Below are 13,129 nucleotides of genomic sequence, written 5' to 3'. Positions count from 1 at the left end.
CGGCGCCGTTCAAGGGCGGCGCCGCCCCCGCTACGGGACGAGGCGGTAGTGGGTGGTCATCCGGCCCTCGCCGTCGAGCACGTGGAACGCGAGCGCCGGCGGCAGGTCGTGATCGATGCAGTTGTCGAACGTCGTGCCGCCCTCCCACGGAAGCCTCACCGTGGACACGACCCCGGGCGCGACCAGCAGCGGACGTCCGGCGAACGTGGTGGCGGCCGGCATGTGCGCGTGGCCGACCAGCACGGCCGGCACGTCCGCGCGGCCGGCGAGCACCTCCTCCAGGCGCCCCGGCCGGTGCAGCCTGATCCCGTCGATCGGCGGGCTCTGCAGCGTCACCGGCGGGTGGTGGAAGGCCACGAACACCGGGCGGTCGGCGCCGTCCAGCACTCCTTCGAGCCAGGTGATCGTCTCGTCCTCCAGCCGCCCGGCGTTCTCGCCGGGGATGGACGAGTCGCACATGGCGTAGATCGCGCGGTCGGTGCGCAGCACCTGGTTGACGGGCCCCGGTGAGGGCTCCGCCTCGCCGAGCAGGACCCGGCGGAACTCCGCCCGCACGTCATGGTTGCCGGGCCCGGTCAGGACGGGGTGACGCGAGGTGAGCAGCTTCCCGGCCTGCTCGTACTCCTCGGCCAGGCCGTGGTCGGCGATGTCGCCGGTCACCAGCACCGCGTCGAGGTCGTACGGCAGCGCGTCCAGGTAGCGCATGACCCTGTCGGCGCGCGCGACGGCGGCCGGCGTGGCGCCGATGTGGATGTCGCTCACGTGGGCGATCACGATCATGGGCACGGATCCTTCCGATGGTCACGGCCCGGCTGGACGAGGAACCCCGCGGGCGGCCCGGTCGTTCTTCCGGGTGAGCGCACGAAGCCGGAGGAGGGGCATTGGGCTGGCACTACAGAAAGTCGATCAAGGTGGGGCCGTTCCGGATCAATCTGTCGCGGCACGGCGTCGGCCACAGTTTCGGCAACCGGCGTTTCCGGGTCACGACCGGCCCCGACGGCCGCCGCCACGTGTCCGTGCACCTGCCGGGCGGGTTTCACATAGGCAAGACGCTGGGGTCGCGGAGATATCACCGGCACTACTAGATCCTAACCCGCTCGCCCACGCCCGGGCCGGTGGCGACGCCACCGGCCCGGGTGCTGTTCTCTTCACCGAGGGCATCCCCTCAGCCGCGCGCATGCAGTCACCTGAGAACCTCTCCTCGGCCGCGTTCACTCGCCGGAAGGACTCACCCCAGCCACGCGCGTTCACTCGCCGGAAGGACTCACCCCAGCCACGCGCGTTCACTCGCCGGAAGGACTCACCCCAGCCACGCGCGTTCACTCGCCGGAGGGCGTCGCCGGCGGCCCGTGCCCGGTCATCCGCCGTAGCGCTCGACGAGTTCGGCGCCGATCCTGGCCAGCTCGGCCCTGACCGGCGCCGGGCCCGCCACCTCCACCACCGCGCCCCATCCGGCCAGCTGCTCGGCCAGCGAGCGGGCCGTGGGCGCCGCCACCCGCATGCTGACGCGGCCGTCGGCCCGCCCGCCCGCCGGGCTCTCCTCGCTCTCGCAGTGGCGCCCGAAGTGGTCGCGCAGGATCGGCGCGAACCTCTCGGCGACCAGCACCGTCGCCGACGTCTGCGAGCGCCGCTGCTCCATCTCCCCGACGACCCGCTCCCACGCCCGCGCCAGCTCGAAGCCCTCCGGCCGCTCGAAGGGCTGGTCGGTCACGGTGGCGGAGACGATCCGGTCGACCCGGAACGTACGCTGTCCCCGCTCGGTCCCGGCCACCAGATACCAGATGTCGTCCTTGTCCACGAGCCCCCAGGGATCGGCAAGCCGCTCGGTGCGCTCGCCGGCGCGGCGCTCGTACACCAGCCTGACCTTGCGGCGGCGTACGGTGGCGCTCTGCAGGGCCCGCACCGGCTCGGGCCGGTCGGGCTCGAGGTCGCCCCAGCCCGCGGGGTCGACCAGCACGGCGTCGGCGGCGGCCACGGCGTCGGCCCTGAACGTCTGCGGCAGGGCCCGCAGCAGCTTGCGGAGTGCGGACTTCACCTCGGGCGCGGCTCCCGCGGCCGGGCCCGCGAGCAGGAAGAGCGCCTGCGCCTCGTCCGCGGTGAGGCCGCTGAGGTCGGTGCGCGCGCCGCCCAGCAGCTGCCAGCCGCCCCCGCGCCCGGCCTGCGGATAGACGGGGATGCCCGCCGCCGACAGCGCCTCGAGGTCGCGGCGCGCGGTGGCCACGGACACCTCCAGCTCCTCCGCCAGCTCGGCCGCGGTCACCCGGCCGCGGGCCTGCATGAGGAGCAGGGCGGCGACAAGTCGGTCGGCTCGCATGACGTGAAGTCTAAAGTGCTCAGCCGGTGCGCACTTTGGCCGTGGACCGGCCGTCGCCGGGCACGCTCAGGCGACGATCGCCAGCAGCGTGGTGACCGACATGGCGAGCGCCGGGTCACCCGCCATGTCGGCGCGCTCGCGCGCCTGCTCAGGAGTGACTCCCCTGGTGGCCAGCCGCCAGAACGTGTCCTGGTCCATCGAGACGCGGGCGGCGGGCTCCGCGCCGGCCGGAGACATCCTCCACCGGCCCTCACGCCTGGTGGCGGACCACCGGCCGCCGGCGAGCCCGGTCACCTCCAGCGTGACCGTCGTCCCCTCCGGGCGCTCCTCATCGCGCAGCGTGTACGGCAGGGCCCGCGCGAAGAGGTCCAGCACCGGCCCCATCAGCGCGGGATCGTCGGCCCCGGGAGCGGACACGGCGTCGCGCACCTGCTGCTGGTGCACCCAGAACTCGGTGTACTCGCGCCCGATGTCGAGCCACGCCGGGCTGCCGACGTCCGTGGCCGCCCAGGACACGTCCAGGTCGGCGGGCCCGCCCAGGTCGCGGGCCGCCCACAGGTCGTCGAGCTGCCCGCCGAGATGGCCGAGCAGGTCGATCATCACCTGCGGGCTGATCTGGCGCAGCGCCTCGGCGAACTGGCCGTTGACGCGGGCCAGGTAGGCGGGCAACGTCTCGTCGGCGGCGAAGACGGCACGGCCGTAGCCGTCGCGGCTGCCGGACAGCCGCCGCATGTAGTCGTTCAGCACGTGGGCGACGACGTCATGGACGTCCCATCCGGGGCAGACCGTCGGCCTCGACCAGTCCTCGGGCGCGAGCCCGTCGAGCAGGTCCAGCAAGGCCCGCCGCTCGCGCGGGAACAGCGGGCGTACGTCGGTGACAGGGCCGAAGATCGTCATACCTCCGACAGTACGCGGCCGGTGGAGACTCAGGTGCTCCCTACCCGGAGCCCGAACGCCGGCAACTGTTGCTCGTGGTGTTCGATGAGGTCGAGGCACCCTGACCTCTCACCGTGAAGGACATCTCCTAACATGCGGGAAACGCGGACACGACCTCCTGGCACGGGGCGGTTGATCCTGGTGTGCGGCCTGCCGGGCGCGGGCAAGACGACGCTCGCCCGCCGTCTGGCCGCCGAGCTCCCGGCCGTGCGGCTGTGCCCGGACGAATGGCTGGCGCACCTGGGCCTCGATCTCTTCGACGACGGCCTCCGCGACCGGCTGGAGCGGCAGCTCTGGCGGCACGCCCAGGACCTGCTGCGGCTCGGTCAGGTCGTCGTCCTGGAGTACGGCTTCTGGTCGCGGGCCGAGCGCGACGAGCTGCGGCTGGCCGCCCGGGCCCTCGGGACGGCCGTGGAGCTGCGCTATCTCGCGGCGCCGATCGACGAGCTCTGCCGCCGTCTGGAGTCGCGCAACGCGAGCGGAGCCCGCGACACGGTCCCGATCACGCGGGACATGCTGGTGGAGTGGGCCGGCCTCTTCGAGCCTCCGGACCGGGACGAGCTCGCCCTCTTCGATCCGCCCTGACCGCGGGGGCCCGGAGGCTTCGCGGCCGCGCCGGCCGTCCAGGACCCTGCGAACGGCCACCGAACCTGGTCTGGACACGAAACCGGCCCTCCGCCATCAGACGGAGGGCCGGTGCCGACTTGTGTGGAGCTATGGGGATTCGAACCCCAGACCTCCTCCATGCCATGGAGGCGCGCTACCAACTGCGCCATAGCCCCTTGCGATCACCAAGTGTATCGGAGTTCCGGAGCCCTCGTGTCACACCGAAGCCCTCGTGATACGTCTTAGACGTTATGTCGACCTTTGAGGAGCACAGAAGCCTGCTGGTCGGAGTCGCGTACCGGATCCTCGGCAGCGTCGCCGACGCCGAGGACGTCGTCCAGGAGACGTGGCTGCGCTGGTCAGGGGTGGACGAGGCGGGCGTCGGCGACGCCAAGGCCTATCTGATCAGGGTGACGTCGCGGCTGGCCATCGACCGGCTGCGGTGGGCGAAGTCGCGGCGCGAGTCGTACGTCGGGCCGTGGCTGCCCGAGCCGATCAGCACGGCCCCGGACGCCGCCGAGCACGCCGAGCTGGCCGAATCCGTGGAGATGGCGCTGCTCGTGGTCCTGGAGACGCTGTCGCCGCTCGAACGGGCCGTATTCGTGTTGCGGGAGGCGTTCGACCTGCCGTTCGCCGAGATCGCGGAGATCATCGCACGCAGCGAACCGGCCACCAGGCAGCTCGCCCGGCGGGCGCGCGAGCATGTACGGGAGAAGCGGCCGCGCTTCGACGTGGACCGTGAGCAGCGCAGGCGGATGACGGAGCGGTTCGTCAGCGCCTCGGCGGAGGGAGACCTGGACACGCTGATCGCGATGTTCGCCGACGAGATCACGATGGTCACCGACGGCGGCGGCAAGGCCAGGGCCGCGCTGCGGACCATCACCGGGGTGGAGAACGTCGGCCGCTACGTGTTGGCGATCGGCCGCCCCGCGAGCCTCGCCCGCTTCATGAAGTCGGTCGGCCTGGCGCGGACGGAGCGCATCTCCTTCGGTTCCGCGGTGCTGAACAACGCCCCGGCGATCCTCATCTCGGCGGCCGGGCGGGTGGTGACGGTGGTCTCGCTGGAGGTCTCGGAGGGGAGGATCAGCACGATCTACCTGATCGCCAATCCGGAGAAGATCGCCCATCTTCAGCCGGCGGCGAGCGACGCCGGCTGACCGGTCAGGCGGCCCGGCGGGTGGGTATGCCTGCCTCCCGGACGAGTGCCGGCAGGTCCACGCCCGCGCCCGCGAGGATCGCGGCGGCGCCGTTGGCGTGATCGGCGAGCAGGCCCCACAGCAGCCGCTCCCCCGTGACGGGCCCCGGCCGCCACGCCGCCACCTCGACGACCTTTCTGGCGTGCATGGCCAGCGGGAGCTGCCCGAGCGGCCCGTACAGGGTGACGCGGAGCGGGCGGAGCCGCGAGCGGCGCAGGCTCCACAGGCCGGGGTCGTCCGTGCCCGCCCTGGTGCGGCGGTGCACCGCGTCGAGGTCGATGCCGATCGTGGCCAGCAGCGCCCGCGGGTCGCCCGCGCCGACGCGCTCGCGCACGTCGGTCGCGCGGGCGGTGAACGACGCGAGCGCGAACGGGCGCACCTCGGCCAGCCCCAGCAGCATCAGATCGGCGCCGAGCGCGGGCCGCCCGGCGTCGAGTGCGAGGATTCCCGCCCGCACCACGGCCCTGCGGGCACCTTCCGTGAACCTGGCGAACACGTGTTACCTCCTCGTCCTGCGGGCGTGCTTGCGGTGCGCGGTCTGCCGACGCACTCCCAGCGCGTCGGCGATCTGCTCCCAGGACCACCCCTGCGCGCGGGCGTTGGAGACGTGCGCCGCCTCCAACTCCTCTAGCAGGGCTCTGAGCGCGGCCACCGCCGCCAGCCCCACTCCGGGGTCGCGGTCGGCGGCCCTCCCGGCCATTTCGGTGACGTCCATGGCGTCAGCATATGCTGACAACCGCCCGCTTGTCAGCATATGCTGACGAAATACCGGAACCTGCCGGCTACCGCACGTCGCGCCGGACGCAGGTGGTGCGCATGGTCAGGGCCGCCTCTTCCAGCGTGAGCGCGACCTCGACCCGCCCCAGCTCCGCCGTGCCGCTCACGTGCGTGCCGCCGCACGGGATGGACGCCTCGCCCTCCGGCAGCGAGCACCGCCAGGTGCGGCGGGCCGTCAGCTCCGGCCCCGGCACGTCGATGGCCACCGGGGCCCCGGCGGCCACCCAGGCGGCGAGCTGCTCGTTCACGCGCCGGGTGACCTGCGCCAGGTCCAGCCCTTCGGCGGAGAAGCCCTTCTTCCGCAACGACTTGCCCAGGCGGTAGACGTCCACGCTGCCGCTCGGCACGATCCGGGACGAGGCGATCGCCGCCTGGTCGAAGTCGGGACGCCCGAGCCCGTCGAGCGCCGGCTCCTTGCGCCAGCGATCGGCCAGCGCCGCGTTGAGGGCGAGCGCGGCCAGGTGGCAGGCGGTGTGGCCGGCCGAGAGCCCCGCGCGGAAGCCGGCGTCCACCTCCAGCTCCACCTCGGCCCCCACGGGCACCGGCGACTCGGTGACGTGCAGGACCAGCCACTCCCACCCCTCGGCGCCGCGCCGCACCGGGATGTCCCCACCCGCGAACACCTCGCCGGAGCTCGACTGGGCCCCTGTAACGCAGTCGACGACCGGCAGGCCCGCGATCGTGCCCCGATCCGCGGGCTGGTCGGGCCAGGTGTGGTCGAGGGGATGGAAGGGCGTCTCGGCGACGACCAGGCCGTGCCGGTCCCCCACCGGCACGGCTCCCGCGATCCGCGAGCGGCCGCTGACCCGGCCGGACGGGAAGGTGACGACGGTGGATCTCATCCGCCGATCTTCCCAGCCGTGGCGGGCGGCCGCTCGTCCTCCAGGTAGCGGTCGCGGCCCGCGTACAGGCCGGTGCAGAGCTGCGCCACGAGGACCAGGAAGATCATCATGTACGGCAGCGCCCACCCGCCGGTGGCCTCGCGCAGCACGCCGACCAGCAGCGGCCCCGCCCCCGAGATGAGGTAGCCGGCGCTCTGCCCGAAGGCGGACAGCCCGGCCGTGGCCTCCGGCGTGCGGGTGCGCAGCGCCAGCATCATCAGCGCCAGCGGGAACGACCCCATGCCCACGGCCACCAGCACGATCCAGGCCAGCGCCATGGACGCGGGCCCGAACCACAACCCGAGGAACCCCGCCGCGTAGAACGCCACGAGCCCCACCACGACCGGTCGCTGGTCGCGGAAGCGGGAGGCGACCATGGGCGTGGCGATGGAGACCGGGATGTTCAGCGCGGTGAACACCCCCAGGACCAGCCCGGCCTGCGACGTCGTGTACCCGCCGTCGGTGAGGATGGTGGGGAGCCAGCCGAACATGATGTACGCGATCATCGACTGGGTGCCGAAATAGATCGCCACCATCCACGCCAGCCTGCTTCTCACCAGCCGGCGGATGCCCGCGTCCCCGGCGCCCGTGTCCCGCTCCGGCTCACTGCGCAGCAGCGCAAGCCACGGAATGGCGGCCACGGCGGCCAGGGCGGCCCACACGCCGAGCGCGATGTGCCAGTCGCCTGACGCGCGCTCGATCGGCACGGTCGCGGCGGCGGCGAGCATGGTGCCGGCGGCCAGGGCCGTGGTGTAGACGGTGGTCATGATCCCGGTGCGGGCCGGGAAGTGCCTCTTGATCAGTGTCGGGATCAGCACGTTGCCGACGGCTCCGCCGGACAGCGCGACCGCGCTGCTCAGCAGGAATATCTCGGCCGAGCCCGCCATTGACCTGATGAGCATTCCGGCGCCGAGCGTGACGAGGGCGAGCAGCAGCAACCGGTGCTCGCCCACGCGCCTGGCCAGCGTAGGGGTGATCGCGCCGACGCTGGCGAAGGCCAGCACCGGCAGCGTCGTGAGCACGCCGGTGCCGACGCTCGTCATGCCGAGCGCGCCGGCGAGCTGGTCGAGCAGCGGCCCCACGCTGGTGACGGCGGTGCGCAGGTTCAGCGCGGCGAGGACGATTCCCAGCACGAGCAGCCAGGCGAGAGGGCTGGTACGGCCTCTGGACTCTTGGGCGAGCACGCTCATGCGCCGGAGATCCTCCGTTCATCAAGTCATGGGACGAATCACCAGCCTAACAGGACCCAAAGGGCAATTTATTCCTGTCCCAAGACGAGCCCCCGAGCCTCGTGAGGCCCGGGGGCGACACCGGTCGTCGAGCCTGGCCCGGCTGGGCCGCGACGTGCTCGCCCAGAGCGGCGTCCGGTGGTTGATCGTGCTGGCGCCGGGGGACGCCCGGATCGAGACGGCGGATCAGAGAATGGGACGCGGCCCCTCGGGGGGCTGGTCGCGCGGCGGCACCGGTCCGGGAGGCGGGAGCGTGCCACCGGGAGGCGCGCCACCGCCGCCCACGGTGCCGGGCGGCACGGACCGCTCCCCGCCGTACGTGGAGCCGCGCTGGTGCGACCCCGGCACGTCGCCGCGCCAGCCGCCCGTCTCGCGGCCTCGCGACTCGATGAACTCCTTGAAGCGGTTGAGGTCGTTCGTGACGCGCATGCGGACGATCTGCAGCCAGTCACCGGCGGTCTCGATGAAGCCCTCGGGGTCGTACTCCATCTGGAGCGTGACCTTGGTCCTCGTGTCGTCGATGCGGTGGAAGGTCACCACGCCCGCCTGGTGCGGCTTGTCGACCGACCGCCAGGCCACGCGCTCGTCGGGGTGCTGCTCGGTGATCTCGGCCTCGAACTCGCGCCTGACCCCGGCGATCTCCACCACCCACGCCGTGCGCGTGTCGCCGATCTGCTTGACCGACTCCACGCCCTCCATGAACTCGGGGAAGCTCTCGAACTGCGTCCACTGGTTGTAGGCCGCCGAGATGGGGGCCTCTACGTCTACGGAGTGTTCGATACTGCTCATGGGATCAGCCACTGCCCCGGCGGGCACGGCGATAACGCCGCGCGGGCCGGGGTCATCGACGGCGCAGCAGCCAGTAGAGGCCCACCAGCGGCAACACGAGCGGGATGAACAGGTAACCCCTGCCGTACGCCGACCAGACCGTCTCGTCGGGGAACGCCGTCGGATCCACCAGGCTGGCGGTGCCGATGATCAGCACGCCGGCCAGCTCGATGCCGAGCGCGGCCAGCGCCAGGCTGCGCGCCCCACGCGCGAGCGCCACGGTGAGGACGATGTAGACGAGCGCCGCGAAGGCCGACAGCGAGTAGGCCAGCGGAGCCTCGGAGAAGCGGCCGGCGATCTGCACGGCCGCCCGCGCGCCCGCGGCCAGCGAGAACAGCCCGTAGACGGCGATCAGGGCGCGCCCGGGCCCGGAGCCGATGGGGGCGGTCACGCCACGCCCTGCCAGATCTGCAGCAGCCGCCCGTTCATCACCGCGATCGCGAACCCGGCCACGACCAGGATGGCCGGCCCCCACCTGCTCCGCTCGGCCAGCGCCAGGAACACCCCGGCGGGCGGGATCAGCACCCCGCCGCCGATGTAGCCGAACAGCGTCACCTTGTCGCCGGGCCCCGCTCCGCCGGCCACCGCCGCGATCACGAAGCCGGCCTGGACGAGCAGGGCCACCTCGAGCAGGGCGAACCCGGACAGCAGCACCATGCCCATCGGCCGGTTGCGGATCGCGACGACCAGGCTCGCCAGCATGAGCAGCAGGGAGCCGACGATGACGATCGTGGAGACGACGGTGTTCATCGGAGGTAAGGCTATCGCCCGTGCAGGTCGGCCTCGATTCCGTCCAGCACCCAGGAGAGCCCGCGCTCGAAGTTGTCGTCGGCGCCCCGCACACCCTCCTGGATCATCGGCGCCAGCCGGGGGAACTCGCCGCCCTCGATCAGCTCCCTGATGTACGGCTCGGCGACGGCGGCCCGCTCGGCGTCGTTGATGCCCTGCTCCCTGGGCGCGCGGCGGTCGGTCGCCTCCCTGATCACGAACCCGGTCATGTAGTCGGCGTACGCGGCCAGGATCCGCCAGGCCGTCAGCCGGTCGATCCCGAACCCGTCGAACACGGACAACTTCTGCTCCACATGACGCAGCCCGTTGGGCCCCACCTCGATCCGCTGCGAGATCAGCTCGACCCGCCACGGATGGCGCAGCACCATCTCGCGCTCGCGCCGGGCGAGCAGCAGCAACGCCTCCCGCCAGTCGTCCGGCAGCGGCTCGTCGACGAGCACCTCGGCGGCGATCGCGTCGTGCATGAGCGCCAGCAGGTCCTCCTTGCGCTCGATGTACGAGTAGAGCGTCATGGCCCGCGCGCCGAGCTCGGCGGCGACGCGCCGGATGGAGACCGCGGCCAGCCCTTCCGCGTCGGCGATCGCGACGGCGGCGGCCACGATGGCCTCCCTGCTCAGCGCGGGACGGCGCGGCGGCGCGGGCCGGGACCAGATGGAAGTCACGTACCCGATTCTAGACGCCGTACGAAACTGATACGCTGTACGGCATGCGATACGGTGTACAAAACCCGCTCCACGCCACCGGCCTGGTCGTCCTCCTGGGCGTCGTCATGACGATGCTCGACACCACGATCGTCAACGTCGCGCTCGGCACCCTGGCCCGCGACTTCCACACGACGCTCGCCACCATGCAGTGGGCGGTCACCGGCTACCTGCTGGCGCTGTCGATGACGGTCCCCGTCACCGGCTGGGCGGTCGGCAGGTTCGGCGGCAGGAACGTCTGGCTGTTCTCGCTCGTGCTGTTCGTGGCGGGGTCCGCGCTCAGCGCCGCCGCCTGGTCGGTCGGCAGCCTGGTCGCCTTCCGCGCGGTGCAGGGGCTGGGCGGTGGCCTTCTCCTGCCGGTGGGCCAGACGCTGCTGGCCCAGGCGGCGGGGCGGGAGCGGATGGGCCGCGCCATGGCCATGATCTCGGTCCCGGCGATGCTGGCGCCCGTGCTGGGGCCGCCGCTCGGCGGGGTGATCGTGGAGGGTCTCGGCTGGCGCTGGCTGTTCCTGATCAACGTACCGGTCTGCGCGGTCGCGCTGGTGGCCGCGTACGTGCTGCTGCCCCGCGAGCCGGCCGCGAGCCCGCGCGGCCTCGACGTGGTGGGCCTCGCGCTGCTCTCACCAGGCCTGGCCGCCCTGGTCCACGGGCTGTCCGAGGTGGGCAACGGCTCCTCGCCCGCGCACCCCGCGCTGTGGATCGGCGTGGCGCTGGTCGCCGCGTTCGTGCTGCGGGCGCTGCGGACCTCGGGGGCGCTGCTGGACCTGCGGCTGTTCGGCGACCGATCGTTCGCCGCGGCGGTGTGCGCGCTGGTGTGCTACTCGGCGGCCCTGTTCGGCTTCACCGTGCTCGTGCCCCTCTACAGCCAGCTCGCCGAGGGCGGCAGCGCTCTGGAGGCGGGCCTGCTGCTGGCCCCGATGGGCGTCGGCGCGGCGCTCACGATGCCGCTGGCGGGCAAGCTCACCGACAGCCGGGGTCCGCGCGGAGCGGGCGCCGCGGGCATCGTCGTGGCGGTGACGGGCATCATGGCGTTCGTCCTGCTCGACGGAGGGCTGGTGGCGATGTTCTGGCTCGGGCTCGGGCACGGGCTGGTGTCCACGTCGGTGATGGCCGCCGCGTTCAGGACGCTGGAGCGGGCCGCCATCCCGGCCGCGACCACGCTCAGCACGATCGCGGTACGCCTCGCCGCGCCGTTCGGCGTCGCGGTGCTCACCGTGGTGCTGCAATCGTCCACGAGGGACGGCGCGGCCCAGCCGTTCGCGTACGCGTTCTGGGTGACCATCGTGCTGGCCGCCGTCTCGCTGGTGCCGATCGGGCTCATAGGATCGAGGTCGTGGAAAGGATCCTCGTCAGCGCCTGCCTGATGGGGCGCAAGGTGCGCTACGACGGCGGCGCGAAGACCAGTTCTGACGCCTTGCTCGCCACGTGGCGCGCGGAGGGGCGGCTGGTGCCGTTCTGCCCCGAGGTCGAGGGCGGGTTGCCGGTCCCGCGCCCGGCCGCCGAGATCGAGGGCGGCGCGGGCGGCGCGGCCGTGCTCTCGGGCGCGGCGCGCGTGCTGGCGGCCGACGGCTCCGACGTGACGGCCGCGTTCCTGTCGGGCGCGCGGTCGGCGCTCGCGCTGGCGCGCTCGTCCGGGATCCGGATGGCGGTGCTCAAGGAGGGCAGCCCCTCGTGCGGCGGGCTGTCCATCTACGACGGCACCTTCCAGGGGCGCCGCACGCCGGGTCAGGGCGTCACGACGGCGTTGCTGGAGCTCGACGGCATCCGCGTGTTCGGCGAGGGCCGCCTCGACGACGCCGCCGCCTACCTGCGCACGCTGGAGACGTAGAAGGCTCCGGCGAGGCCCGCGGCGAGCATGGCCGCCATCGAGCCGTGATACCACGTGAGCAGCGCCGTGTCCGCGCCCCCGCTGAGCGCCAGGGCCAGGATGCCCAGGACCACCCCGCCCAGCGCCGCGGCGTGACTGTAGACGAGCCCGTTCCAGGCCCAGGAGCGCCCTGCCAGCGCGCCGCGGGCGCCGGCGAGCATGGCGGCCACGCACAGCGTCTCGACGACCGCGGCCGGGATGATCACGGGCTCGCCCATCAGGCCGGGCACGACGCCCCAGTGCGGCAGCGCGAACGACAGGAAGACCAGCGCGTAGCAGGCGGAGAGCCAGCCCAGCGCCTTGCGGAGAGCGTCCATGCGGTCCACGCTCGCATCTGACCGCACGCCGTGTCGTCGTCCCTAAGGAGACGGCTCGGATACGCCGTCCGCAGTAGGGAGCAGCCGCCTCACCAGGCGGATCACCTCGTCGATCGTCACCCTGGCGTCCTCGCCGGTCTCGCACGCGGCCACCTCGCGGCCCGCTTCGCCCATCATGGTCGTGAGCAGCACGACGAGCACGTGGCTCTCGCGTGTGTCCGCCAGGCCGAGCAGGCGTTTGTTGCCGCCGATCCAGTCCCAGCCGCGCTGCCGGCGCAGCGTGACGAACTCGGCGGGCCCGTCGTTCTCCAGGAACAACCTGGCCACCTCGCGGTGCTCCCACGAGCCCTCCAGGTAGGCGCGGGCCCCGGCGAGGAAACGTTCGGCGGTGCCTTCCGCGGCCTTGGCCGCCTTGGAGGTGCGTTCCTCCTGGCCGCGCATGAACTGCTCCCACAACGCCAGGAACAGGCCGGGCTTGCCGCCGAAGTGGTGGTAGAGGCTGCCGACGCTGATGCCGGACGTCCCGACGATGTCGGCGACGGTCGCCTCGGCGTACCCCTTGGCCAGGAAGACCTCGCGGGCGGCGCGCAGCAGCGTGTCGCGGGTGCCGCTCGACCGGCTCCACCGTCGGCTCTTCATCGGATCTCCTTCACCGCTGCCGGGCGGTCGCGACGGTCCACAGTACCGC

At 72.7% G+C, this 13,129-nt stretch carries 18 protein-coding genes and 1 tRNA gene; 5 read left to right on the top strand and 14 right to left on the bottom strand.

What is annotated here, in order from left to right:
• Positions 1-30: 30 nt before the first annotated feature.
• Positions 31-780, bottom strand: a complete 750-nt coding sequence (locus E1292_RS30590; RefSeq protein ID WP_132599173.1) for a metallophosphoesterase — start codon at positions 778-780, stop codon at positions 31-33.
• A gap of 101 nt (positions 781-881) precedes the next feature.
• Between E1292_RS30590 and E1292_RS30585 the strand changes: the two genes are divergently transcribed.
• Positions 882-1,085, top strand: a complete 204-nt coding sequence (locus E1292_RS30585; RefSeq protein WP_132599171.1) for a DUF4236 domain-containing protein — start codon at positions 882-884, stop codon at positions 1,083-1,085.
• A 272-nt stretch (positions 1,086-1,357) separates the two neighbouring features.
• Here E1292_RS30585 and E1292_RS30580 read toward each other — a convergent pair whose 3' ends face one another.
• A complete protein-coding gene (locus E1292_RS30580) occupies positions 1,358-2,314 on the bottom strand; it encodes a helix-turn-helix transcriptional regulator (protein ID WP_132599169.1) in 957 nt (318 codons plus the stop codon).
• A gap of 66 nt (positions 2,315-2,380) precedes the next feature.
• Entirely contained in the window at positions 2,381-3,211 is an 831-nt protein-coding gene (locus tag E1292_RS30575) for a maleylpyruvate isomerase family mycothiol-dependent enzyme (protein WP_132599167.1), read from the bottom strand.
• A gap of 132 nt (positions 3,212-3,343) precedes the next feature.
• Between E1292_RS30575 and E1292_RS30570 the strand changes: the two genes are divergently transcribed.
• The gene (locus E1292_RS30570) at positions 3,344-3,835 is read left to right on the top strand and encodes a P-loop nucleotide/nucleoside kinase family protein (protein ID WP_132599165.1); all 492 of its coding nucleotides are present in this window, start codon (positions 3,344-3,346) and stop codon (positions 3,833-3,835) included.
• Between the two features lie 124 nt (positions 3,836-3,959).
• Here the strand turns inward: E1292_RS30570 and E1292_RS30565 are convergent.
• A tRNA-Ala gene (locus E1292_RS30565) sits at positions 3,960-4,032 on the bottom strand.
• A 75-nt stretch (positions 4,033-4,107) separates the two neighbouring features.
• On the opposite strand from E1292_RS30565, the gene E1292_RS30560 reads away from it, so the two are divergent.
• Positions 4,108-5,013, top strand: coding sequence for an RNA polymerase sigma-70 factor (locus tag E1292_RS30560; protein WP_132599163.1), 906 nt, complete (start codon positions 4,108-4,110; stop codon positions 5,011-5,013).
• Between the two features lie 4 nt (positions 5,014-5,017).
• On the opposite strand, the gene E1292_RS30555 is transcribed toward E1292_RS30560, so the two are convergent.
• The 8 genes from E1292_RS30555 to E1292_RS30520 form a co-directional block, all read right to left on the bottom strand.
• Positions 5,018-5,548, bottom strand: a complete 531-nt coding sequence (locus tag E1292_RS30555) for a Clp protease N-terminal domain-containing protein (RefSeq protein WP_132599161.1) — start codon at positions 5,546-5,548, stop codon at positions 5,018-5,020.
• A 3-nt stretch (positions 5,549-5,551) separates the two neighbouring features.
• Entirely contained in the window at positions 5,552-5,767 is a 216-nt protein-coding gene (locus E1292_RS30550) for a helix-turn-helix domain-containing protein (RefSeq protein WP_132508557.1), read from the bottom strand.
• Positions 5,768-5,834: 67 nt separating this feature from the next.
• Complete coding sequence (locus tag E1292_RS30545; protein WP_132599159.1) at positions 5,835-6,671, bottom strand: alanyl-tRNA editing protein; 837 nt, start codon at positions 6,669-6,671, stop codon at positions 5,835-5,837.
• Complete coding sequence (locus E1292_RS30540; RefSeq protein ID WP_132599157.1) at positions 6,668-7,900, bottom strand: CynX/NimT family MFS transporter; 1,233 nt, start codon at positions 7,898-7,900, stop codon at positions 6,668-6,670. The genes E1292_RS30545 and E1292_RS30540 overlap by 4 nt, the downstream gene beginning before the upstream one ends.
• A gap of 225 nt (positions 7,901-8,125) precedes the next feature.
• Positions 8,126-8,728, bottom strand: a complete 603-nt coding sequence (locus tag E1292_RS30535; RefSeq protein WP_132599155.1) for an SRPBCC family protein — start codon at positions 8,726-8,728, stop codon at positions 8,126-8,128.
• 52 nt (positions 8,729-8,780) lie between these two features.
• A complete protein-coding gene (locus E1292_RS30530) occupies positions 8,781-9,158 on the bottom strand; it encodes a hypothetical protein (protein WP_132599153.1) in 378 nt (125 codons plus the stop codon).
• Positions 9,155-9,517, bottom strand: a complete 363-nt coding sequence (locus E1292_RS30525) for a hypothetical protein (protein WP_132599151.1) — start codon at positions 9,515-9,517, stop codon at positions 9,155-9,157. The genes E1292_RS30530 and E1292_RS30525 overlap by 4 nt, the downstream gene beginning before the upstream one ends.
• Positions 9,518-9,528: 11 nt before the next feature.
• Positions 9,529-10,218, bottom strand: coding sequence for a TetR/AcrR family transcriptional regulator C-terminal domain-containing protein (locus tag E1292_RS30520; RefSeq protein ID WP_132599149.1), 690 nt, complete (start codon positions 10,216-10,218; stop codon positions 9,529-9,531).
• Positions 10,219-10,262: 44 nt separating this feature from the next.
• Here E1292_RS30520 and E1292_RS30515 point away from each other — a divergent pair, with 44 nt between their 5' ends.
• Together E1292_RS30515 and E1292_RS30510 are read left to right on the top strand one after the other, a co-directional pair.
• Positions 10,263-11,621 (top strand): DHA2 family efflux MFS transporter permease subunit, encoded by a 1,359-nt coding sequence (locus E1292_RS30515; protein ID WP_132599147.1) that lies wholly within the window; start codon positions 10,263-10,265, stop codon positions 11,619-11,621.
• On the top strand, positions 11,591-12,085 hold the full coding sequence (locus E1292_RS30510; protein ID WP_132599145.1) for a 2-thiouracil desulfurase family protein: 495 nt from the start codon (positions 11,591-11,593) through the stop codon (positions 12,083-12,085). The genes E1292_RS30515 and E1292_RS30510 overlap by 31 nt, the downstream gene beginning before the upstream one ends.
• Here E1292_RS30510 and E1292_RS30505 read toward each other — a convergent pair.
• The gene (locus E1292_RS30505; RefSeq protein ID WP_132599143.1) at positions 12,061-12,441 is read right to left on the bottom strand and encodes a hypothetical protein; all 381 of its coding nucleotides are present in this window, start codon (positions 12,439-12,441) and stop codon (positions 12,061-12,063) included. The two genes, E1292_RS30510 and E1292_RS30505, sit on opposite strands and share 25 nt — an antisense overlap.
• 42 nt (positions 12,442-12,483) lie before the next feature.
• Complete coding sequence (locus E1292_RS30500) at positions 12,484-13,080, bottom strand: TetR/AcrR family transcriptional regulator (RefSeq protein WP_132599141.1); 597 nt, start codon at positions 13,078-13,080, stop codon at positions 12,484-12,486.
• Positions 13,081-13,129: the final 49 nt, after the last annotated feature.

The sequence above is a fragment of the Nonomuraea deserti genome (assembly GCF_004348685.1).
Taxonomy (GTDB): domain Bacteria; phylum Actinomycetota; class Actinomycetes; order Streptosporangiales; family Streptosporangiaceae; genus Nonomuraea; species Nonomuraea deserti.
The sequence above is the reverse complement of the archived record's forward strand: the minus strand, read 5'-3'. Positions and strand labels throughout refer to the sequence as shown.